This window comes from Massilia consociata, assembly GCF_042432755.1.
Taxonomy (GTDB): Bacteria; Pseudomonadota; Gammaproteobacteria; order Burkholderiales; family Burkholderiaceae_D; genus Telluria; species Telluria consociata.
Genome location: NZ_JBHLWP010000013.1, coordinates 445,980 through 468,439, shown reverse-complemented (window position 1 = coordinate 468,439; position 22,460 = coordinate 445,980). Strand labels below are relative to the sequence as shown.

Genomic DNA, 22,460 nt, shown 5'->3' with positions numbered 1-22,460 from the left:
GCCTGCATGCAAAATTGGGTCCCCGCCTGCGCGGGGACGACGACTCAGGCGCTAACTCAAAGAATAATTGGAGCTAACACTATGAGCATTGTGGAAGTCAAAGTCCCCGACATCGGCGACTTCAAGGAAGTCGAAGTCATCGAACTGCTGGTCAAGCCGGGCGACACCATCAAGGTCGACCAGTCCCTGATCACGGTCGAATCGGACAAGGCGAGCATGGAAATCCCGGCCAGCCACGCCGGCGTCGTCAAGGAAATCAAGGTAAAAGTCGGCGACAAGGTCGCCGAAGGTTCGCTGGTGCTGCTGGTCGAGGAAGCCGGCGGCGGCGCCGCCGCTGCTGCGCCCGCACCGGCTGCCGCTGCTCCGGCTGCCGCACCTGCCGCGGAAGCCGCGCCTGCACCTGCAGCCGCTGCCCCGGCAGCATCCGCGCCGGCTGGCGCCGGCGCCATCGTCGAAGTCACCGTGCCGGATATCGGCGACTTCAAGGAAGTCGAAGTCATCGAGCTGATGGTCAAGCCGGGCGACCAGATCAAGGTCGACCAGTCCCTGATCACGGTCGAGTCGGACAAGGCGAGCATGGAGATCCCGTCCAGCCACGCCGGCACCGTCAAGGAAATCAAGGTCAAGGTCGGCGACAAGGTCGCCAAGGGCTCGCTGGTGCTGCTGGTCGAGTCGACCGGCGGGGCGCCGGCTGCCGCACCGGCCGCTGCCGCCCCTGCGCCTACCGCAGCCGCACCGTCGGCCACGGCCGCCGCGTCCGCACCTGCTGCTGCTCCAGCGCCTGCCGCAGCCGCACCGGCGCCGGGCGTCACCGGCTCGAAGGCCCACGCCTCGCCGTCGATTCGCAAGTTCGCCCGCGAACTGGGCGTGGACCTGGCGCGCGTGCCGGGCACCGGCCCGAAAGGCCGCATCACCCAGGTCGACGTGCAGAACTTCGTCAAGGGCGTGATGGCTGCGCCGCCGGCAGCAAGCGCTCCTGCAAAGGCAGGCGGTTCGGGCGTCGGCCTGGACGTGCTGCCATGGCCGTCGCTGGACTTCTCGAAGTTCGGCCCGACCGAAACCGTGGCCCTGCCGCGCATCAAGAAGATCTCGGGCCCGAACCTGCACCGCAACTGGGTCATGATCCCGCACGTGACCCACTTCGAGGACGCCGACGTCACCGACCTGGAACAGTTCCGCGTCGATTCGAACGCCGCGCTGGCCAAGCAGAAGTCGGCCGTCAAGCTGACCATGCTGGCCTTCGTGATCAAGGCCTCGGTCGCCGCGCTGAAGAAGTTCCCGCAGTTTAATTCGTCGCTGTCGGAAGACGGCGCCAGCCTGATCGTCAAGCAGTACTACAACATCGGCTTTGCCGCCGACACCCCGAACGGCCTGGTGGTGCCGGTCGTGAAGGACGCCGACAAGAAGACGATCTCGCAGATCGCCGTCGAAATGGGCGAATTGTCGGCAGCCGCACGCGACGGCAAGCTGTCGCCGGCCGCGATGCAGGGCGCGACCTTCACCATCTCGTCGCTGGGCGGCATCGGTGGCACGGCCTTCACGCCGATCATCAACGCACCGGAAGTCGCGATCCTCGGCCTGTCGAAGTCGGCGATGAAGCCGGTCTGGGACGGCTCGGCATTCCAGCCGCGCCTGATGCTGCCGCTGTCGCTGTCGTACGACCACCGCGTGATCGACGGCGCCGGCGCCGCGCGCTTCGCCGCCTACCTGGCCGACGTCCTGGCCGACCTGCGCAAGACCCTTCTGTAAGGAGCCGGGCATGAGCACTGTTGAAGTAAAAGTCCCGAACATCGGCGATTTCAAGGACGTCGAAGTCATCGAACTCCTGGTCAAGCCGGGCGACACCATCAAGGTCGACCAGTCCCTGGTGACGGTCGAATCGGACAAGGCCAGCATGGAGATCCCGTCGACCAACGCCGGCGTGGTCAAGGAACTGAAGGTCAAGGTCGGCGACAAGGTGAACGAAGGCTCGCTGCTGCTGATCGTCGAGGAATCCGGTGCGGGTGCAGCGCCCGCACCGGCTGCGGCACCGGGCGCTGGTGCGGCAAGCGACAAGCCTGCCGCCCAGATCGGCACGCAGGCCGCGGCGCCGACCGCGGCCGCCGGTCCGACCGACTCGTACGCGCCGGCCCACCCGGCGCCGGCAGCCACCCCGGCGGCCGCCCCGGCTCCGGGCGCGGCCAGCTACGGCGGCCCGGTCGACATCGAATGCGAAATGATGGTGCTGGGCGCCGGCCCGGGCGGCTACTCGGCCGCCTTCCGCGCCGCCGACCTCGGCATGAACACCGTGCTGGTCGAGAAGTATGCGACCCTGGGCGGCGTGTGCCTGAACGTGGGCTGCATCCCGTCCAAGGCGCTGCTGCACGTGGCGCACATCATGGACGAGACCGCGCACATGGGCGACCTCGGTGTCACGTTCGCCCCGCCGCAGGTCGATATCGACAAGCTGCGCGCGTACAAGGATGGCGTGATCAAGAAGATGACCGGCGGCCTGAACTTCATGGCCAAGGCGCGCAAGGTCAATGTGGTGCAGGGCGTGGGCAGTTTTCTCTCCCCGAACCACATCGAAGTCACGGCCGGCGACGGCAGCAAAAAGGTCGTGAAGTTCGCCAAAGCGATCATCGCCGCCGGCTCCTCGGTGGTGAAGCTGCCGTTCGTGCCGGAAGACCCGCGCATCGTCGATTCGACCGGCGCGCTGGAACTGCGCCAGGTGCCGAAGCGCATGCTGGTCATCGGCGGCGGCATCATCGGCCTGGAAATGGCAACCGTGTACTCGACCCTGGGTGCGCGCATCGACGTGGTCGAGATGATGGACGGCCTGATGCAGGGCGCGGACCGCGAGGCCGTCAAGGTCTGGCAGAAGTTCAACGCGCACCGCTTCGACAACATCATGTTGAAGACCAAGACCGTCGGCGTGGAAGCGCTGCCGGAAGGGATCAAGGTGACGTTCGAGTCGGCCGAGGCAGGCCAGGCCGCGCCGGAACCGCAGCTGTACGACCTGGTGCTGGTGGCCGTGGGCCGCAGCCCGAACGGCAAGAAGATCGCCGCCGAGAAGGCCGGCGTGGCGGTGACCGACCGCGGCTTCATCGGCGTGGACGGCCAGATGCGCACCAACGTGCCGCACATCTTCGCCATCGGCGACCTGGTGGGCCAGCCGATGCTGGCGCACAAGGCGGTGCACGAGGCCCACGTGGCGGCCGAGGCGGCGCACGGCGAGAAGGCCTATTTCGACGCCAAGGTGATCCCGTCGGTGGCCTACACCGATCCGGAAGTCGCGTGGGTCGGCCTGACCGAGGAAGAAGCCAAGCAGAAGGGCATCGCCGTCGAGAAGGGCCACTTCCCGTGGAACGCCAGCGGCCGCGCGGTCGCCAACGGCCGCGAAGAAGGCTTCACCAAGCTGCTGTTCGACGCCGAGACCAAGCGCATCATCGGCGGCACCATCGTCGGCACCAATGCCGGCGACATGATCGGCGAGGTGGCGCTGGCCATCGAGATGGGCGCGGACGGCGTGGACATCGGCAAGACCATCCACCCGCACCCGACCCTGGGCGAATCGATCGGCATGGCGGCGGAAGCCTACAAGGGCGTCTGCACCGACCTGCCGCCGGCACGCAAGAAGTGAGCACTGCGCCGGCAAGCGTCGGAGACCGACGGTAGCCGGTAAACATCAAAGGCCGGGTCCTGGTTGAACAGGACCCGGCCTTTTTGCTTCTGCTACGGTGGCGCTTACCGTAAACATGCTTCGAAAATCACACAAAGTAACAATTTGACTTGCATCGAAGTAACAATAGTTTCAGCTTGGTTAATTTGTGTCTATACTGCCGGCCTTTCATCCGAAGCAGTAGACAAGCATGACCACCGTGCGACCAGTAGAAGAAGCTCATCAGAAAGCTCATCATCCGGCAAAAGTAGAGAAAAAGCGGTCATTGTTCAATATCTATCCGCTGCTGGGTGTCGTGCTCGTTCTTGTCACGGCGCTCCTGACATACGGCGGATTGTTACTTTTCTTCGTCGATGACTGGAGTTTCCTCCAGTTCGGCGAGCCGGCCAAGGCAAGTCGATAGCCGGGCGCCTGGTCGGCCGAAGATCATGCCGTGGGGCATCCGGCGGCATCAATGCGGCGACAGGAAGGCGTGCAGTTGTTCGCTCGAGAGCGGCCGGCTGAAGAGATAACCCTGGAACGATGTGCAGCCGCAGCGTCCAAGCAACTCGCGCTGCGCCTGCGTTTCGACGCCTTCGGCGATCACGGCGATTCCCATCGCCTGCCCGAGCGCCATGATGGCGTTGACGATCGCCAGGTCGCGTGCGTCGAGCAGCAGGTTGTGGACGAAGGACTGGTCGATCTTGAGCTGGTCGAGCGGCAAGCGCTTCAGGTACGACAGCGACGAGTAGCCGGTGCCGAAATCGTCGAGCGAGAAACATACGCCATGCCGCTTCAGTAACTGGATCTTGTCGATCGCGCTTTCGATGTCCTCCACCAGGAGCGATTCGGTCAGCTCTATTTTCAGCCGGCGGGGATCCGCCCCGGAACTGGCCAGCACCGCCAGCACATCGGCAACGAAGCCTGGCTGGCGAAACTGCAGCGCACTGACATTGACCGACATGTGCAGGTCCTGTCCCACCGGGCCACCGGCCAGGCGCACCAATTGCGCGCACGCCTCTTCCAGGATCCAGCGGCCCAAAGGAAGGATCAGGCCGGTGTCTTCGGCTGCCGGGATGAATTCCGCAGGCGACACCATGCCGCGCTGCGGGTGGCGCCACCGCACCAATGCCTCGACGCCGGTGACGGCGCCTTCGCTGTCCAGCTGGGGCTGGTAATAGAGCAGGAATTCGCCGCGCGACAGGCCTTGACGCAACTCCGCCTCCAGCATGGCGCGTGCCAGCGCAGCCGCTTGTATCTTCGGATCGAAGAAACAGACCATGTTGCGGCCCGCCGCCTTCGCCTGGTACATCGCGAGGTCGGCACGCTTGAGCAGTTCGGTGAGGGTCAGCGTGCTGCAGCCGAACAGGGCCACCCCCATGCTCGGCGTGATGTGGCGCTCGTAGCTTCCAAGCTTGAATGGGGTGTTCAGTGCGTCCAGGATCCGGTGGGCCACCTCGGTGGCGTGTTGCGCCGCCGCCTCCTCGCAAGCCCCGATGTCCTCCAGGATAATGACGAACTCGTCGCCGCCGAGCCGCGCCACCGTATGGCGCTCGGCGACGCTCGCCAGCAGGCGACTGGCCACGAGATCGAGCAGCAGGTCGCCGTTGTCATGGCCAATCGTGTCGTTGATGTTCTTGAAGTTGTCCAGGTCGAGCAGCAGCACCGCGCCGACCCGCCCGAGCCGTGCATGCAGCGTCACGGCATGGTCGAGGCGGTCCATCAGCAACTGCCTGTTCGGCAGCCCGGTCAGCGTATCGTAGAAGGCCAGCCTGCCGATCTCTTCGTAGGCAAGCTTCATGTCGTGGATGTCGGTGGTGGTGCCGTACCACTTCGTGATGTTTCCTTGTCCGTCCCGGATCGGCATGCCTTTGGCAAGGTGCCAGCGGTAGACCTGGTCTGCGCGGCGCAAACGGTACTCGGCGGAGAACACGGCGCCTGTCTGCACCGATTCTGCCCAGGTTGCGAGCGTCCGCTCGACGTCGTCCGGGTGCAGCAGTCCGATCCATTGTTCGCCAATACGCTTGCTGTCGGGAAGATTGGCATAGTCGATGATCGACTGGTTGGCGAAGTCGATCACGCCCTCCGGTGTCGCGGACCAGACGATGTAGGGCATCGAGTCGGCCAGCTGATGAAAGCGGTCGCGGTGCGACGCTCCGTGATCGCAGCCGTACCGGCGCAGTTCGAGCCGCGCCATGACTTCCTGCGCCAGGATTCGCAAACCGTCCAGCTGGCCTGGCGTCGGGGTATGAGGTTCGCAATGGATGACCACCAGTGCGCCAAGCACACAGCCGTCGTGCGTGAGCAGCGGAATTCCGGCAAAGAAGCGCCAATTGTCCGGTACGCCGGCCGCGGCCTCCCGGGGCAGGGCGCGCAGGTCGGCAACGACAAGCTCTTCACCGCTGGCGATGACCTGCGCGCAAAGGGAATCCTGGCGCGCCACCTCGGCCACATCCAGGCCGACAAGCGATTTACGCCACTCGCGGGCGGCGTCGACAAAACAGAGCGCGGCCATGGGCGTGCCGCATAGTGTTGCAGCCAGCCGTACCAGCCGGTCGAAGCAGTCTTCGGCACCACTGTCGAGGATGTCGTAGGCGTGCAGGACATGGAGGCGGCGCGCTTCGTTCAGGTCATCAAAAGACATACTTTACCGGTGAAATTGGCAATAACGCCACGGCCGGCATGGAACGCATTACCTGCCGCGGCGCATTTTCATTCTAGCCAATGTTGAATATATTCCCGGAACGAATGCCGCGATGCAAAAGCGTTCGGCATTGCATCAGTCCCGCAGTATCCAGCCCATGCCACAGCCGGGTCAGGATGCCGCCCATTCGACCTGCAGGGCCGTCCTCGAGGCGGACCGGGTGCGCGGGCCGGTGGCATGCGTCGCGGCGCGCTGGGGCTGCGCCTCCTGCCCGAAGCGGAACACGCTCACGCGCTGGGCCAGGCCGGCAGCGCTTTCTTCCAGCGATTGCGCCGCGCTGGCTGCTTCCTCGACCAGGGCAGCATTCTGCTGCGTGACCTGGTCCATCTGGCTGATGGCCTGGTGGATCTGTTCGATGCCCGCACTCTGTTCGCTGGACGCGGCCGTGATCTCTTCCATGATGTCGGCCACGCGCCGCACGCTCAGCACGATCTCTTCCATGGTGGCGCCTGCCTGATTGACGAGGCGGCTGCCGCTGTCGACCTTGTCGACCGAGTCGGTGATCAGGGTCTTGATCTCCTTGGCCGCGGCGGCCGAGCGCTGGGCGAGGTTGCGCACCTCGGAGGCGACGACGGCGAAACCGCGGCCCTGTTCGCCGGCCCTCGCGGCCTCGACCGCGGCGTTCAGGGCCAGGATATTGGTCTGGAAGGCGATGCCGTCGATGACCGCGATGATGTCGACGATCTTGCGCGCGGAATCGTTGATTGCGCCCATGGTGTCCACGACCTCCGCGACGACGGCGCCGCCGCGGGTCGCCACATCCGACGCGGTGGCCGCCAGGCCGTTCGCCTGGCGTGCATTGTCGGCATTCTGGCGCACCGTGGTGGTGAGTTCCTCGACCGAGGCCGCGGTTTCCTCGATCGAACTGGCTTGCTGCTCGGTGCGCGAAGACAGGTCCATGTTGCCCATGGCGATCTGGCTCGAGGCGGTGGCGATCACGTCGCTGCTGCTGCGCACTTCACTCACGATGCCGGCCAGGCTGGCCGTCATGTCGCGCAAGGCGCCGAGCAACTGGCCGAATTCGTTGCGGGAGTCGACCGTGACGCGTGCGCCGAGGTCGCCGTCGGCGACGCGCCGCGCCAGGTCCACGGCCACGTCGAGCGGGCGGGTGATGGCGCGCACCAGATACACCGTGGCGGCAGCCGCGAGCAGCACCGCCAGGACGATGGCGCCGATCGTCAGCATGTTCAGCAGGCGCAGTTCGGCATGCAGTTCATCGCTCTGGCGCGCATTGCGCGCGCTGAGGTAGTCCTGCAGCTCCTTGTAGGCGCGCTGTCCTTTCAGGTAGGTCGGGTTGATCTGGCGAATCAGGATGGCCTGGGCCACATCCCAGTTGTTCTCTTCGAGGGCGCGGGCCGCGTTGCCGACCATGTCGATGCCGAAGTTCTGGCTCTCGTTTTCCCAGCGTACGATTGCTTCCCTGGTTTCGGGAAAGCGCAGCGATGCCAGCAGCGCATCGCGCTCCTGTTGCAGCTCGGCGGTATTGCTGTGGATGCTGTTGAAATGGTTCGCGAGCGGGTGGTCGTGCATGACTGCGTACTTGCTCTCAGGATTGTGCTGGAGCGCCTGCAGAATCTGGCTGCGGTTGGTTTCCATGCGGTGTGCGATGCTGGCCAGCGCCAGCTGCTGCTCGGCGCTGCGCAAGGCGGTATGCTCGAGCAGGTTGACGGCATGCTGGGTCGAATAATAGCCAAGACCGCCGACCGCCAGGGTCACGGCGATGAGGCCGCTCGTCACCAGGGTGATGACATGTTTGATACGGAGGTTTTTCATGAATGGGAGATTGGCGTTGTAAGAACGGCGAGGTGCCGCAGAAGCGTTGTATTCTCGGCTAAAAAATGACGAATTTCCACACGGAAACTATGCAGATCGTCCAGAATAGTGTGCTATCTGTCTGAATTTGATTAAATGGATAAATTGTCATCAGTTTTGGGACGCCACGCCTTCCACGCCCGTATCTTCTTCAACGGCCGGTTTTGCGACGCCAACCAGTTCCGGGAGAACGGCAGCTCCGGCCACCTTCACTTGGTGCGCGTCGGGCCGGTCGAGTTCGTCCACGACGACGGTTCGGTGGTGCGTGCCGACCAACCTGCACTCGTCTTCTACCCGCGCGGCAGGGCGCACCTGCTGCGCGTGCCGGAGGGCCATACGGCCTTGCTCCTGTGCGCCAACATCGTGTTCGAGCATGGCGTGAGCAATCCGCTGGCAGGGGTGTTGCCGGATTGCCTGCACCTGCCGCTGTCCGAGATCGCAGGCCTGGGCGCCACGCTCGAGCTGTTGTTCAGTGAAGCGGGCAGCGCGGCGCCTGGGCGCGAACTGATCCTCGACCGGCTGTGCGACGTTCTGCTCACCCAGGTGATCCGGCGCGAATTCGAGACCGGCACGCTGTCGCCGGGCCTGCTGGCCGGGCTGGCGGACCGCCAGCTCGCGCTTGCCCTGGCGGCGATCCACGAACGGCCGCACGAACCCTGGACCTTGCATTCCCTGGCCGGGGTCGCCTGCATGTCGCGCGCCGCCTTCACTGAACATTTCCGCGAGGTGATCGGCATTCCGCCCGGGGAGTACCTGAGCCGCTGGCGTATCGCATTGGGCGCCCGGCTGCTGCGCCAGGGGATGCCGGTCAAGCTCGTCAGCAGCCAGGCAGGCTATACGAGTCCGTCCACGTTCACGCGGGCTTTCACCGCACACATGGGCGCCGCGCCGCGCGACTGGCTGAAACGGGCGGCCTGAAGGCGTGATTTCAATCGTGACAGGCCCTCTGCGGTGTATTGACGCGCTATGATGAAGGACATGTGGCGGCAGGCCACTTTGTCGCCGATCGCGTGTTACAGCTACAGGGAGACGGCTATGTACGAACACGGCAATGAATACGTCGGGACGGTTTTTGTGCTGCCCGAAACACGCTGCTTCGAGCTCAAGACCACCATCCACGGCTCGCCCGGCATTCTCCACGGCACCATTTCCCAGCAACTGGCGGCGCGCCTGGCAGACGGTGCACCGGACGGAATCGACCCGCGCCTGGTGGCAACCGAGCCGCGCCGGGTCGAGGTGATGACCCGCGAGATCCACGAACGTCACCGCGCGCCGCGCAAGGTGTATTGCCTGACGCGGCTGTTCGACTTCGAAACCCGCACCGAAGGCAGTGCGGCACCGGCCATTGCCGGCTGACCCGGCCGGCAGGGCATGAAAAATGCCGCCTGGCTTGCGCCGGGCGGCATCCTGGTCATTGCAAATGAGCGCTCGGCCGAGCGCTCGCCTGAGATCAACTGAACGCGATGAAGCGTTCCGGAATATCGATCGCGCCAGACTGCGCTGCGGCGGCGTATGCGCGCATTTCGGCAACGACCGCTTCCAGCTGTTCGTTGTCCGGATTCTGGAGGAATCCTTTCATCCGTTCCTGCAGGGCCGCCTGCTGGTCTCGCCACTCGTATCGGGAAGACTTGCTCATGCTTCCTCCTCGCGGCAAACAGCCGCTGTCGTTTTATTGTTCATGACATCCTCCTGTAAAGGAGTTCAGGTTGTCATAGATACCCGCACAAGGTCGGTGCGTTGACGCACAGACCCCCGGTTCATTCTCTGGTCAAAGGATGCTGCGGTAAAACAATTCGAGCCGTTCGGCAAGAAGCTGGCGTCCTTCCTGGTGTCCCGGCCCCCGTTCCGGAAACAGAAAGCGGATGACCGGGTCTCCATTGATACAGGCAATCAAATGCGAGGGCAGGAGGGCGAGCGGGGCGTCCGGGCGCAACTGCGCACGGATGTCGGGGCGCGCGAAATAGCGCTCGAGCATGTCGCGGGTCATGCGCGGGCCAGCTTCGTAAAAGGCTTCCGCCAGTTCCGGGTTGCTGCCGGCTTCCGCCATGACCACGCGCTGCAGCGCCACCGCGTCCGGTTCGCACAGCATGTCGTAGAAATGACCGGCGAACTCGCCGATCACCTCGCGCAAGGGGCGCTCATCCTTGTCCATGCCGCCGACGGCGAAATAGCGTTCGCGGCGTGCCAGCAGCACGGCCTTGAACAGGCCGGCCTTGCCGCCGAACTTCACATAGATGGTCCGCACGGCCACCCGCGCTTCGCGGGCGATGGCCTCCAGGCTCACGCCGGCATAGCCGTGCCTGAGGAACAGGCGGGCTGCCGTATCGATCAGTTCCTGCAGGCGTGCTTCGACTTCCGACGCCTTCGGGCGGCCGGCCGACTTGGCAGGGGTAGGAGACGTGGTCGGTTTGCTCATGGGGCAACTCTAAACGACTTTAAAATGAAACGCAACCGTTTCATTTCTTGACTTGGGGCGGCGCCTGGCGAATAATGCGCATGACCCATTTCATTTTTCCTTTGGAGTTTGTTTTCCATGGCAGAAACGCATATCCCGGCTGCGCAGCAAGGCGCCCAAGCTCACGCCACGGCACAAGCCAAGGCGCCGACCAACAAGCGCGTGCTGGGCGTGGTGGCATTGATCGCGGTGGCCGCCATCGGCGCGGGCGGGCGCATGTGGTACCGCAGCCATCATTACGTCGAGACCGAAAACGCCTACGTGACCGGCCGCGTGCACCCGGTCTCGGCGCGCGTGCCGGGCGTGGTGACGCGCGTGCTGGTGGACGACAACCAGCAGGTGAAAGCGGGCGACGTGATCGCCGAGCTGGACCCGGCCGACCACCACGTGCGCGTCGAGCAGATCGAAGCGCAGATCGCCACCGTCCAGCAGCAGATCGGCCAGGCCGATGCACAGGTGGCGCAGGTGAAGGCGCAGGCTGCCGCTGCCGGCGCGCAGGTAAGGCAGGCCGAAGCCCAGCTGCTGCGTGCGCGCCAGGATGCCGAACGCTTCGGCCAGTTGTACAACGAGACCATGAAGGCCGTGTCGAAAGCGGAAGTGGACGCGTCGAACGCCGCGCGCGCGGCCGCCCTGGCCGACGTCGCGGCGCGCCGCGACAGCGCCGCCGCCGCCCAGGCGCAGGTGGCCGCGGCCGGCGCCGGCCGCGGCGTGCTCGAGGCCCAGGTCAAGGTGCTGCAGGCCCAGCTCAAGGACGCGCGCCAGCAGCTGGCCTACAACCGGATCGTCGCGCCGGTGTCGGGGCGTGTCGGCAAGCGCAGCGTCGAAGTCGGTGCGCGCGTGCAGCCGGGCCAGCAGCTGCTGGCCGTGGTGGAGGACGAGGTCTGGGTTACCGCCAACTTCAAGGAAACCCAGCTGGCGGGACTCGAGCCGGGCCAGCAGGTCTCGCTCGAAGTCGACGCGCTGCCGGGCAAGCACCTGAGCGGCCGCGTGCACAGCTTCTCGCCGGCCTCGGGCAGCCAGTTTGCGCTGCTGCCGGCCGATAACGCCACCGGCAACTTCACCAAGATCGTCCAGCGCGTGCCGGTGAAGATCGTGCTCGACCCGCTCGATGTGAAGAAATACGCCGGTCGCCTGGTGCCGGGCATGTCGGTGGTGGCCGAGGTGGAGCTGGGCCAGAAGCTTCCTCGTACCCAGACCGCTGCTGCGCACTAAGGCCCCGCCATGACAAGCCTGACCACGGCAACTGCTCCCGGCACCATGCCGGGTGCGGCACCGGTCGCGCCGCTCAACGGCACCCCCGGCGAGGCGCGCATCGACGCCCGCACCTGGATCGCGGTGGCCGCCGGCATGCTGGGCGCCTTCATGGCGGTGCTCGACATCCAGATCACCAATTCCTCGCTGCGCGACATTCTCGGCACGCTGTCGGCTACGCAGGAAGAAGGTTCCTGGATCTCGACCGCCTACCTGTGCGCGGAAATCGTCGTGATCCCGATGACGGCGCTGTTCACGCGCGCCCTCGGCGCCCGCACCTACATGATCGGCACCACCGCGCTGTTCCTGGTCTTCTCGACCTTGTGCGGGGCGGCCTGGAACCTGGAAAGCATGATCGTGTTCCGCATGCTGCAGGGTTTCACGGGCGGCGCGCTGATTCCGATGGCGATGACGCTCGTGATGACGCGCCTGCCGGCTTCCAAGCGCGCGGTCGGCATGGCGATCTTCGGCCTGACCGCCACGCTGGCGCCAGCCATGGGCCCGACCCTGGGCGGCTACCTGTCCGAGATCTACGGCTGGCCGTCGATCTTCTACATCAACTGGATTCCCGGCGTACTGCTCATCGCGGGCATGGTGTGGGGGCTGGACCCGGAGAAGCCGGACTACAAAAGCCTGGTGAAGGCCGACTGGCTCGGCATCGGCCTGATGGCGATGGGCCTGGCCTGCCTGACCATCTTCCTGGAAGAGGGCAATTCGAAGGACTGGTTCGAGTCGTCCTTCATCGTGAGCTTCGCCTCGCTGTCGCTGGTGGGCATCCTGGGCTGGGTCGTGGTGAGTTTCACGCGGCCGGATCCGTTCGTGAACCTGCGCCTCTACGGACAGCGCAATTTCCTGGTCGCGACCGTGCTGTCGGCGGTGACAGGCATGGGATTGTATGGGTCGTCGTTCCTGCTGCCGCTGTACCTGGGCCAGATCGCCGGCTACACGCCGATGCAGATCGGCGAAGTCATCGCCTGGGTCGGGCTGCCGCAACTGATCGTGATGCCGTTCGCGGCGGCGCTGTCGTCGAAAGTGGACAATCGCATCCTGTGTTCCTTCGGGCTGCTGCTGTTCGGCGGCTCCTGCCTGATGAATGCGTTCATGGATGCGAGTACCGGCTACGACCAGCTGATGCTCACGCAGGTGATCCGCGCGATCGGCCAGCCCTTCGTGATGCTGACCTTGTCGAATTTCGCGATGCAGGGCCTGGCGCCGAAGGACATGCCCTCGGCGTCGAGCCTGTTCAACATGACGCGCAACCTCGGCGGCTCGATCGGCATTGCGCTGCTGGCAACCGCCTTGAGCAAGCGCGAGCATTTCCACTCGGCCCGGCTGGGCGAGTCGGTGTCGCACTACGCCTTGCCGACCCAGCAGCGCCTTGAACAGCTGAGCCAGGGGTTCATCGCGGGCGGCATGGACCCGGCCACGGCCGCCAGCCAGGCGCTGGCCATGCTGGACCGCCTGGTGCGGCGCGAAGCCTACGTGATGGCCTATAACGATGCCTTCTGGATCATTGGCCTGGTGCTGGTGGGCTGCATCGCCGCGATCTGGCTGGCCGACAAGGTGAAGTCGCCGGGCGGCGCATCGGGTGCCCATTGAATACGCGCATTGAATACGCGCATCGAATGCGAATGAAGAGAAAACAGATGTTGAAGAACTTTGCCAAGGGTGTCATTGCCGCCGCTGCCGTGGCGGCGCTTTCCGGTTGTGCCACGGTCGGTCCCGACTTCAAGGAACCAAAGGTTGCGAGCGACGCCGCCTACCGTCATGCGGCTGCCTCCACGGACGCCGCGCGCCTGCCGGCCGCATGGTGGACCGTATTCGGCGACGCCACGCTCGACGCACTGGAGCGGCGCGCCCTGCGCGACAACCCCGGGGTGCGGGCCGCGGCGCAGCGCCTGCTGCAGGCGCAGGCCCAGTTGGGCGTGGTGCGCGCCGGCCAGGCGCCGAACGTTGCGGTGAGCGCCGGCGTGTCGAATGCGCGCACGTCGAGCGAGACCTCGCAGGGCCTGGCGCTGGGCGGCCGTTCGATCGAGGGCAACAACCTCAGCGTCGGTGCCTCGCTGTCGTATGAGCTCGACCTGTGGGGCCGCGTGCGCCGCGTGGTGGAGGCGGCTGACGCCCAGGCGCTGGCGGCGCAGGATGACCGCGATGGCGTGATCCTGCTGCTGTCGAGCCAGGTGGCCTCGAACTACTGGCAGCTGCGCGGGATGGACGCCGAGCTGGCGATCCTGCGCAGTGCACTGGACGCACGCCGGGAAGCCTCGGCGTTGGTCGAGGCGCGCTTCAAGGCCGGGCTGTCGAACGAGCTGGACGTCTCGCGCGCCCGCATCGAGCGCGCCAATGCCGAGGCCGACCTGCACGAGGTGCAGCGCCAGCGCAACGCCGTCGAGCATGCGCTGGCGACGCTGGTCGGCGCCTCGCCGAGCGCGCCGCTGCTGGCCGGCACCCCGGGTGCGCAGCTGCCGCTGCCGCCGCGCGTTCCGGTCGGCCTGCCGGCCAGCCTGGTTGGCCAGCGTCCCGACCTGGCGGCCAGCGTGGCCCAGCTGAAGGCGGCCAATGCGCAGGTGGGCGTGGCCGAGGGCGCGTTTTATCCGTCGCTGACGCTGACCTCGAATTTCGGCTTCGCTTCCGAGCACCTGCGCGACCTCGCCAGCGGCGGCGCGCGCCAGTTCTCGATCGGGCCGCTGGCGCTGTCGTTGCCGGTGTTCGACGCAGGACGCAACCGCGCCAACCTGGCGCTGTCGAAGGCGCGCTACGAAGAGGCCGTCGCGAACCACCAGGCGCGCCTGTTGACGGCGCTGCGCGAAGTGGAAGACGCGCTGTCCGACGTTCAGCAGCGCCAGCAGCAGGGCGAGGTGCAGGCGCAGTCGCAGCAGGCGGCGGCGCGCGCGCTGCAGGTGGCGCAGGCGCGCTACGAGCGCGGGGTGTCGACCTACCTCGACGTCACCGATGCCCAGCGCACCTCGCTGGCGGCAGACCGGGCGGCGGCGCAGATCCGTACCCAGCGCCTGCTGGCGACCGTGGCCGTGGCGCGTGCGCTCGGCGGTGGATGGGAGCAGGGGCCGGCGCTGGCGACCGTGCGTTGACCCTGCGGCCATGCATACGCAAAACCCGACAACACCCGCTCTTTCGAGGATTACAATGTTCCGGTTGTCATTCCTAAAATACGGAGACCCATGAAGAACATCCTTGCTCCTCTCGTGCTGTTCGCGGCCGTCGGCGCCGCGGTACAGGCGCAAGCGGCCGAACCGGCCACCCCGGCCACCGTCAGCCAGCTGAACGCCATGGCCAAGCGCTTCGCGCCGGTCGAGCTGAAGGCCGATACCTCGAAGCTGTCCAAGGGCGACCGCGCCGCGATGGCCAAGCTGATCGAGGCCGCCAGGATCATCGATACCCTGCAGCTGCGCCAGCGCTGGTCCGGCAACGAGGCGCTGTGGGCGGCACTGCAGAAGGATGATTCGGAACTCGGCCGTGCGCGCCAGAACGCGTTCTGGCTGAACAAGGGCCCGTGGTCGGGGCTCGACGACAACCGCTCGTTCATGCCTCTTGAGTACGCCGGCATCAAGATCCCGGCCAAGAAGCCGCTGGGCGCCAACTTCTATCCCGAGAACGCGACCAAGGAAGCGCTGGAAAGCTGGATGAACGGCCTGCCGGCCGCGCAGAAGGCCGAGGCGCAGTGGTTCTTCACCACCATCCGAACCGGTCCGGACGGCAAGTTCCGCACCGTAAAATACTCGGACGAATACCGCCCGGACCTGGAAAAGCTGGCAAAACTGCTGCGTGACGCCGCAGCACTGACCGACAACGCCTCGCTCAAGAAATTCCTGAGCCTGCGGGCCGATGCCTTCCTGAGCAACGACTACCTGGCCTCCGATTTCGCCTGGATGGACCTGGACTCGCCGGTCGACGTCACGATCGGCCCGTACGAAACCTATAACGACGAGCTGTTCGGCTACAAGGCGGCGTTCGAAGCCTATGTGAGCATCCGCGACCAGAAGGAAACGCAGAAGCTGGCCTTCTTCGGCAAGCACCTGCAGGAGCTGGAAGACAACCTGCCGCTCGACAAGCGCTACCGCAACCCGAAGGTCGGCGCAATCGCCCCGATGGTCGTGGTCAACCAGGTGTTCGGCGCCGGCGACGGCAACATGGGCGTGCAGACCGCCGCCTATAACCTGCCGAACGACGAGCGCGTGATCCGCGAGCGCGGCTCCAAGCGCGTCATGCTCAAGAACGTGCAGGAAGCCAAGTTCGAATCGACCCTCAAACCGATCTCGAAACTGGTATTGCGCCCGCAAGACCAGAAGGACCTCGACTTCGACTCCTTCTTCACGCACATCCTGGCGCACGAGATCATGCACGGCCTCGGCCCGCACACCACCAGGAAGGACGGCAAGGAATCGACCCCGCGCCAGGACCTGAAGGAAACCTACTCGACCATCGAGGAAGCCAAGGCCGACATCACGGGCTTGTGGGCCTTGCGCTACATGATGGACAAGGGCCTGCTGAAGGACACGCTGGGGCAGGGCGAGGCGGCCGAGCGCAAGCTCTACAACACCTTCCTGGCCTCGAGCTTCCGCACGCTGCACTTCGGGCTGACCTCCTCGCACGCGCGCGGCATGGCGATCCAGGTGAACTACCTGCTCGACAAGGGCGCGTTCGTGGCCAATGGCGACGGCACGTTCTCGGTGGATTTCAAGAAGATCAAGGGGGCCGTCACCGACCTCGATCGTGATTTCCTGACCATCGAGGCCACCGGCGACTACGAGGCTGCCAGGGAGCTGATGAAAAAGTACGTGGTGATCCGCCCGGAAGTGCAGCAGGCGCTCGACCGCCTCAAGCAGGCCGTGCCGAACGACATCCGCCCGGCCTTCGTCACGGCTGCCGCGCTGACGAAGTGATCGGCACATAAGCGGCACGTGAGCAGCCTGGCAGCGGAAGAAGGCGATTGGCATCCACGCAACAGTGATGCCAATTTTGCTTAACTTAAACTGAAGCCTGCGTCAATCCATACACCGGCCATGTTATAGTCGCTGCATTGCCTGGGGGAAATTTCTGGCGCTTGAATGCGCCTCTTCACAGGCGGATTGTGACCATGACATGAACAAGCCCCTCTCGATTGGCGCGCGGCTGGCCATCGGCTACGCCGCCGTTTTCCTCCTGATCGTCGTCCTGGCGACGCTGGCGGCGGCGCGGGTCGGGCAGATCGATGGGCTGCTCGACCGCATTGGCGACGTCACCGACGCCAAGCAGCGCTACGCGGCGAACATGCGCGGCAGCGTGCACGATGTCGCGATCGCGCTGCGCGACGTGGTACTGGCCCCGGATGCGGCAGCCGCGGCGACGCCGATCGGTAAGATCAAAACCCTCGGCGACACCTATGCGCGCGCGGTTTCGCCGCTGCAGGCGCTGGTCCATGAACTGCCGGACGGCACGCTGAAGGAAACCGAAGCACTGGCCGCGATCCGCGAGCAGGAGCGTCGCGCGCGGCCGTTGGCCGACCGCGTCATCGCGCTGCATGCCACCGGGCAGGCGAGGGAAGCGGCAACGCTGCTGTCGCAGCAGGCGGCGCCGGCGCTCGCGGACTGGCGCGCCAGCATCACGCACTTCATCGACCTGCAGCAGGCGCTGCACGACAAGGACACGGCCACCGCCCGTGAACTGGCGTCCGGTTTTTCCGCCTGGATTTTGCTGCTGTGCGCCGCCGCGATTGCCGTCGGGGCGCCGGGAGCTTGGGCTGCCCTGCACAATCTGCCGCGTGAGCTGCAGCGCAGGCCGGAGCACGAGGCAGCGCAGGATCCGGTGCCCATGCCGACCGCGGCGCCAGCCTTTTCGAGAAACGCTGAAGACATCGTCAGTGCCATCGACGGCATCGCCTTCCAGGCCAATATCGTCGCGCTCGATGCGGCGGTGGAGGCCGTCCGTGCCGGCGAGCAGGATGGCAGCGTGGTCGCGGTGGCGCAGGAAGTGCAGGAGCTGGCGCAGCGCTCGGCGGCGGTGGCGCAGGACATCCGCGCGCTGCTCGGCAATCCGGTGCAGCAGGCCGGCGACGCCGGCAGGCTGGACGAGATCGCCGACGCGGTGGCACGGCTCACGGCCATCACCGGTGGCATCGCCGACGGCCAGCGCGGCGAACCGGTCCCCTTGGACGAGGCAACGCGCACGAACGCGGCCCTGTTGCATACCGCCGCGGCGGCAACCGCCCTGGAAGCGGAAGCGCAACGGCTGGGGCGTACCGCGAGCGCGTTCCTGGCGCGCTCGGAGCCGGCCAAGGCGGTGCCGCTGCCCTCCGGCACCTGAGCCGGCCTGCCGGCAAGGCAAGATTGACAAGTTTGACGTTCTCGAAACGACGAAAAATTCTCCTGAAAGCGGGGCTTGATCCGGGGCTAGAATTGCCGATAGGAATTTATTGTCCTTCGGAGTATCACCGTGTTCAAACCCCTCCTGATCGCCGCCACCCTGTTCGCCCCCGCTCTTCACGCCGCCGAGTTGACGGCCCTGGAGAAACGCTGGCTCAGCGCCGCAGGCCCGGTGCTGGCCTACGCCCAGCAGCTCAAGCTTCCCCTCGACATCACCGTGCAGCCCCAGCCCCGTCCCAACGACGTGCCGCTGGCAATGGGCTTCGACAAGGGCCGCTGCAAGCTGGTCATGACCCTGCGTAACAACCCGGATGCGGAAACCGTGCTTGCCGGTATTCCGGAAGCCGAGCAGGACGCCCTGATCGAAACGATGGCGGCGCACGAGATCGCGCACTGCTGGCGGTATGCGCAAGGCGCCTGGCATGTGCTCCCGGCCGGCTTCGTGGAGGTAGGCGAGGAAAGCGCGGCCGATCCGGCGCTGCTGGCCGCTTCGCGTGCCATGCGCGAAACGCGCCGCGAAGAAGGATTCGCCGACCTGGCGGCGCTGGCCTGGATGCAGCATAGCAAGCCGGCCGAGTACGCGCGCGTGTACCGCTGGCTTGCCGGCGTGCGCGACAAGGTGGCGGTGCCGCGCAGCAGCCATGACACGCGCGCCTGGGTGCGGCTGGCCGGCGACGGCGCCCGTTTCGGTGCAGCGGATACGCCGTTCGAAGGCGCCATGGCGCTCTGGCGCGAAGGCCTGGTCGAGACCGAGTAAACGCGTCTGGCAGGCACGGTGGCGGGACGCCGCCGCCACGCCTGCGGTGCCATGGATGCGTCAATTCCATGCTGGCACGATCGCAACAGCAAAAGCTGTTTTTCCGACAAGTGTGTACGTTGTCGCACAGATGGGTCCCGGCGTGGGGCGTTTAATGGACGCTACCACAACAACCGAATGCAAGGGACACCATCATGAATACCCTCATCGCGACGCTGCTGGCTTCCGTAGCCGGCGCCACCATCGCGGCCGCACCGGCCGCTGCCCAGACCAACGACGCTGCGGGTTACCGCAACGCGATGCAAAAGATCGAGGCCGACCACAAGGCGGCCAAGCAGAAATGCGACGCGCTCAAGAACGAGGACATCTGTGAAGAGCAGGCCGATGTCGCACGCGCCCGCGCCGAGCTCGCGGCCGTCACCAAGTACGACAACACCCCGGGCAACCTCGAGTCCGCACGCCGCAAGCTGGCCGATGCCGAGTACGAGCTGGCGGAAGAGAAGTGCGACGTCATGAAGGGCAACGAAAAAGACAACTGCATGAACAATGCCAAGTCGGTGCGCACCGCCGCGCTGGCCGATGCGAAAGCCGGCGGTGAAAGCAGGACCGGCAGCACCGGCGGCAGCGGCGCTACCGCTGCCACGGCTGCAGGCGCCGGCGCCGCCGCAGGCAGCAGCTCGTCGAACCGGGACAAGGATGGCGGCCTGGTTGCCAGCACCGACACCAGGGATCCGGTGAAGGCAGCCGCTGTCGAGAAGTGCGACGAGAAGGGTAACAAGACGGCTTGCCTGGTCGAGAACAAGGGCACGGCCGACACCGCATTGGAACGTGCAGGCGAGAAGACCCGCGCCGCCGCCGCGACCGCGGTCGACAAGACCAAGGAAGCAGCGCGCAACGTTGCCGACAAGACCAAGGAAGTCACTGGGGCCGCCGTTGCCCGCACCGAGCAGGCCGCCGAGAACGTCGGCGACAAGACCCGCCAGACCGCCTCGAATGCCGCCGACAAGACCGAGAACGCCACCGGCCGTGCCGGCAGCAGGACCGCCACCGCGATGTCGGATACCGCGATCACGGCCAAGGTCAAGGCCGGCCTGGCTGCCCAGCCGGATACGAGCGCACTGGCCATCAAGGTCGAAACCGAGAAGGGCGTGGTCATGCTGAGCGGCTTCGTCGATTCGAAGGCCGAGGCGGAACGCGCCGAGAAAGTCGCCAAGGGCGTGGAAGGCGTCACCAGCGTCAAGAGCACCATCAAGGTGAAGTAATTCCGGCGGCCGCTGCCCGCAGCGTTCCCCGCATCCGGCCCGCACTGTTGTGCGGGCTTTTTCTTTGCCGCCCTGGGCCATGGCATTTGGCGGGAGCCGGCAGGGCCGGGGGTATAATGGCCGCGTGAACAAACTCGAAGCCTTTGGATACATTGCCGCCCAGGCGGCGCGTGGAGAAATCAGCTTTCCCACCAGCGTCAACGCGGTGCTGCGCCTGCAGCTGGCCCTGGACGATCCCGATTGCCACGTCGAAGAGGCGATCCGGCTCGTGCTGTCCGAGCCGCAGCTGGCAGCGCGTACCGTGGCGCTGGCCAACACCGCCGCCTTCGGCGCCGCCGGCGTGCAGGTGACCAACGTACGCGCGGCCGTGCAGCGCATCGGTTACCACCGCCTGCGCGGACTGGTCGCGGCGCTGCTGGTGCGCCAGTTCGGCCACCGCATCGGCGACCCGCTGCTGCGCGCCAAGGCTGCGCAGTTGTGGGAGCATAGCGCGCAGGTCGCGGGGCTCGCGCAGGCGCTGGCGCGCCACGTCACGAAGATCGATCCGGATACCGCGCTGTTCGCCGGCATCGTCCATGAAGTCGGCGGCTTCTACCTGCTGTCGCGCGCCGACGAGTTCCCCGGCCTGCTCGAGGACGACACCGAGAACTGGAGCGAGCTGTGCGAAGACGTGGTCAGCATCGAGGTCATGCGCAAGCTGGCGATCCCGGCCGACGTGGCAGCGGCGATCGGCGCGCTGCGCGACGGCGTGCTCGACCCCGAGCCGCATACCCTGCTCGACACGCTGCTGCTGGCCAACCGCTACGCACCGGTGGCGTCGCCGCTTGCCGCCGCGCCAATCATGCAGGATGGCGGCCCGCTCGATGGGGCCGTGCTCGACAAGCTGCTTGCCGAAGCCGGCGAGACCGCCCAGGCGCTGGGCGACGCCGCGCTCGTCTGATTCTCTTTATTCCCAACCGATGATGCCGGCGCGTCCGGCTTGCGTCGTCGAGCGGACCGGGACGTTCGCCGCTGCTCAGTCCTGCGTCAGGCGGGTTCAGGCGGCGGCGCGCGCCCGGGTGCGGCCTTGTGCCAGCATGACGAGGGCCAGCGCGACGCCGGCCAGCGCCAGCCCGGCCGCCACCCATTGCGGCGAGGCATACGAGTAGCCGAGGGTGAGCGGAATCCCGCCGAGGAAGGCGCCGGTAGCGTTGCCGATGTTGAAGCCCGATTGGCCCAGCGAAGAACCCAGCATTTCCGCTTCGCGCGAGTGCTCGATCAGCAGCATCTGGATCGGCGGGCCGAGTGCCAGCGCATTGGCGCCGGTGGCGAAGGCCAGCGCCAGCATGGCCGGCTGCGAGGTCGCGAACAAGCCGTTGCACAGCAACAGGGTCGTCATCGTGCCCAGCAGGATCAGGATGGCCGGCAGCGGCGCGGTCCGGTCGGCCAGTCTGCCGCCGAGCTGCACGCCGACCGTCATGCCGATGCCGACCACCGTCATCACCGTCGGGATGGAGGACGGTTTCATGCGCGTGACCTCGATCAGCAGCGGTGCGATGTAGCTGAAGAAGGCGAAGAAGCCGCCGGTGCCGATCGAGGTGATCGCCAGCGCCAGCCACAGCGCGCGGCTGCGGAAGATGCGCAGGTCCTGCATCAGGCCGGTGCGTGCCCTGGCTTCGATGTGCGGCACCAGCTGCCTCAGGCACAGCATGGTGGCCAGCCCGATGGCTGCGACCACCAGGAACACCAGGCGCCAGCTCATGTTGTGGCCGAGCCAGGTCCCGGCCGGCACCCCGACCACGTTCGCAAGGGTCAGCCCGGTGAACATCGTCGCCATGGCGGCCGCGACCTTGCCTTCATCGGCCAGGCGGCTGGCAACGACCGCGCCGACACCGAAGAAGGCCCCGTGCGGCAGGCCTGCCATGAAGCGCGACAGCATCATCACCTCGAAGTTCGGTGCGAATGCCGACGTCGCATTGAACACCGTGAACATCAGCATGAACCAGACCAGCACGCTGCGCGGCGGACGGTGCGCGAACAGGCTCACCAGGGTCGGCGCGCCGACCACGACGCCCAGTGCATAGGCCGTGATGAGGTAGCCGGCTTGCGGGATAGTGATGGCGAGGCCGGTGGCGATGTCGGGCAGGATGCCCATCATCACGAACTCGGTCATGCCGATGCCGAATCCGCCGAGGGCGAGGGGAAGGAGACTTTTTTTCAAGATGGGTGCGGTAATGTGGC

Annotated in this window: 18 protein-coding genes; 13 read left to right on the top strand and 5 right to left on the bottom strand. The window is 66.1% G+C overall.

Annotated features, from left to right (window positions below):
* Nucleotides 1-81 precede the first annotated feature (81 nt).
* The 3 genes from aceF (at nucleotide 82) to ACFFJK_RS15415 (ending at nucleotide 4,064) form a co-directional block, all read left to right on the top strand.
* A complete protein-coding gene (aceF, locus tag ACFFJK_RS15425) occupies nucleotides 82-1,749 on the top strand; it encodes a dihydrolipoyllysine-residue acetyltransferase (RefSeq protein ID WP_379680289.1) in 1,668 nt (555 codons plus the stop codon).
* Nucleotides 1,750-1,759: 10 nt separating this feature from the next.
* On the top strand, nucleotides 1,760-3,622 hold the full coding sequence (lpdA, locus tag ACFFJK_RS15420) for a dihydrolipoyl dehydrogenase (protein ID WP_379680288.1): 1,863 nt from the start codon (nucleotides 1,760-1,762) through the stop codon (nucleotides 3,620-3,622).
* A 229-nt stretch (nucleotides 3,623-3,851) separates the two neighbouring features.
* Entirely contained in the window at nucleotides 3,852-4,064 is a 213-nt protein-coding gene (locus tag ACFFJK_RS15415; RefSeq protein WP_379680286.1) for a hypothetical protein, read from the top strand.
* Between the two features lie 48 nt (nucleotides 4,065-4,112).
* Here the strand turns inward: ACFFJK_RS15415 and ACFFJK_RS15410 are convergent, their stop codons facing one another.
* Both ACFFJK_RS15410 and ACFFJK_RS15405 read right to left on the bottom strand, forming a co-directional pair.
* Nucleotides 4,113-6,284 carry a putative bifunctional diguanylate cyclase/phosphodiesterase gene (locus tag ACFFJK_RS15410; protein ID WP_379680285.1) on the bottom strand — a complete coding sequence of 724 codons (2,172 nt, stop codon included), beginning with the start codon at nucleotides 6,282-6,284 and terminating at the stop codon, nucleotides 4,113-4,115.
* A gap of 171 nt (nucleotides 6,285-6,455) precedes the next feature.
* On the bottom strand, nucleotides 6,456-8,117 hold the full coding sequence (locus ACFFJK_RS15405; RefSeq protein WP_379680284.1) for a methyl-accepting chemotaxis protein: 1,662 nt from the start codon (nucleotides 8,115-8,117) through the stop codon (nucleotides 6,456-6,458).
* A gap of 144 nt (nucleotides 8,118-8,261) precedes the next feature.
* Here ACFFJK_RS15405 and ACFFJK_RS15400 point away from each other — a divergent pair, with 144 nt between their 5' ends.
* Both ACFFJK_RS15400 and ACFFJK_RS15395 read left to right on the top strand, forming a co-directional pair.
* Nucleotides 8,262-9,074, top strand: a complete 813-nt coding sequence (locus tag ACFFJK_RS15400) for an AraC family transcriptional regulator (protein ID WP_379680283.1) — start codon at nucleotides 8,262-8,264, stop codon at nucleotides 9,072-9,074.
* A 48-nt stretch (nucleotides 9,075-9,122) separates the two neighbouring features.
* Nucleotides 9,123-9,512 carry a hypothetical protein gene (locus ACFFJK_RS15395; protein ID WP_379680281.1) on the top strand — a complete coding sequence of 130 codons (390 nt, stop codon included), beginning with the start codon at nucleotides 9,123-9,125 and terminating at the stop codon, nucleotides 9,510-9,512.
* 94 nt (nucleotides 9,513-9,606) lie between these two features.
* Here the strand turns inward: ACFFJK_RS15395 and ACFFJK_RS15390 are convergent, their stop codons facing one another.
* Both ACFFJK_RS15390 and ACFFJK_RS15385 read right to left on the bottom strand, forming a co-directional pair.
* Nucleotides 9,607-9,792, bottom strand: a complete 186-nt coding sequence (locus ACFFJK_RS15390; RefSeq protein WP_379680279.1) for a hypothetical protein — start codon at nucleotides 9,790-9,792, stop codon at nucleotides 9,607-9,609.
* A 132-nt stretch (nucleotides 9,793-9,924) separates the two neighbouring features.
* The gene (locus ACFFJK_RS15385) at nucleotides 9,925-10,572 is read right to left on the bottom strand and encodes a TetR/AcrR family transcriptional regulator (protein ID WP_379680277.1); all 648 of its coding nucleotides are present in this window, start codon (nucleotides 10,570-10,572) and stop codon (nucleotides 9,925-9,927) included.
* Nucleotides 10,573-10,689: 117 nt separating this feature from the next.
* Here ACFFJK_RS15385 and ACFFJK_RS15380 point away from each other — a divergent pair, with 117 nt between their 5' ends.
* The 8 genes from ACFFJK_RS15380 to ACFFJK_RS15345 all read left to right on the top strand — a co-directional run bounded on the left by ACFFJK_RS15380 (nucleotide 10,690) and on the right by ACFFJK_RS15345 (nucleotide 21,180).
* The gene (locus tag ACFFJK_RS15380) at nucleotides 10,690-11,823 is read left to right on the top strand and encodes an HlyD family secretion protein (RefSeq protein ID WP_379680275.1); all 1,134 of its coding nucleotides are present in this window, start codon (nucleotides 10,690-10,692) and stop codon (nucleotides 11,821-11,823) included.
* A 9-nt stretch (nucleotides 11,824-11,832) separates the two neighbouring features.
* Complete coding sequence (locus tag ACFFJK_RS15375) at nucleotides 11,833-13,461, top strand: DHA2 family efflux MFS transporter permease subunit (RefSeq protein WP_379680274.1); 1,629 nt, start codon at nucleotides 11,833-11,835, stop codon at nucleotides 13,459-13,461.
* Between the two features lie 47 nt (nucleotides 13,462-13,508).
* Nucleotides 13,509-14,951: an efflux transporter outer membrane subunit gene (locus ACFFJK_RS15370; RefSeq protein ID WP_379680273.1), complete on the top strand. Its 1,443-nt coding sequence runs from the start codon at nucleotides 13,509-13,511 to the stop codon at nucleotides 14,949-14,951.
* Nucleotides 14,952-15,041: 90 nt separating this feature from the next.
* The gene (locus ACFFJK_RS15365; protein ID WP_379680271.1) at nucleotides 15,042-16,763 is read left to right on the top strand and encodes a DUF8614 domain-containing protein; all 1,722 of its coding nucleotides are present in this window, start codon (nucleotides 15,042-15,044) and stop codon (nucleotides 16,761-16,763) included.
* Nucleotides 16,764-16,962: 199 nt separating this feature from the next.
* Entirely contained in the window at nucleotides 16,963-18,162 is a 1,200-nt protein-coding gene (locus ACFFJK_RS15360) for an MCP four helix bundle domain-containing protein (protein ID WP_379680270.1), read from the top strand.
* A gap of 129 nt (nucleotides 18,163-18,291) precedes the next feature.
* Nucleotides 18,292-18,978: a hypothetical protein gene (locus ACFFJK_RS15355; RefSeq protein WP_379680268.1), complete on the top strand. Its 687-nt coding sequence runs from the start codon at nucleotides 18,292-18,294 to the stop codon at nucleotides 18,976-18,978.
* A gap of 194 nt (nucleotides 18,979-19,172) precedes the next feature.
* Nucleotides 19,173-20,240 carry a BON domain-containing protein gene (locus ACFFJK_RS15350; protein WP_379680267.1) on the top strand — a complete coding sequence of 356 codons (1,068 nt, stop codon included), beginning with the start codon at nucleotides 19,173-19,175 and terminating at the stop codon, nucleotides 20,238-20,240.
* Between the two features lie 124 nt (nucleotides 20,241-20,364).
* Complete coding sequence (locus ACFFJK_RS15345; RefSeq protein WP_379680266.1) at nucleotides 20,365-21,180, top strand: HDOD domain-containing protein; 816 nt, start codon at nucleotides 20,365-20,367, stop codon at nucleotides 21,178-21,180.
* Between the two features lie 96 nt (nucleotides 21,181-21,276).
* Here ACFFJK_RS15345 and ACFFJK_RS15340 read toward each other — a convergent pair whose 3' ends face one another.
* The gene (locus tag ACFFJK_RS15340; protein ID WP_379680265.1) at nucleotides 21,277-22,440 is read right to left on the bottom strand and encodes an MFS transporter; all 1,164 of its coding nucleotides are present in this window, start codon (nucleotides 22,438-22,440) and stop codon (nucleotides 21,277-21,279) included.
* Nucleotides 22,441-22,460 lie beyond the last annotated feature (20 nt).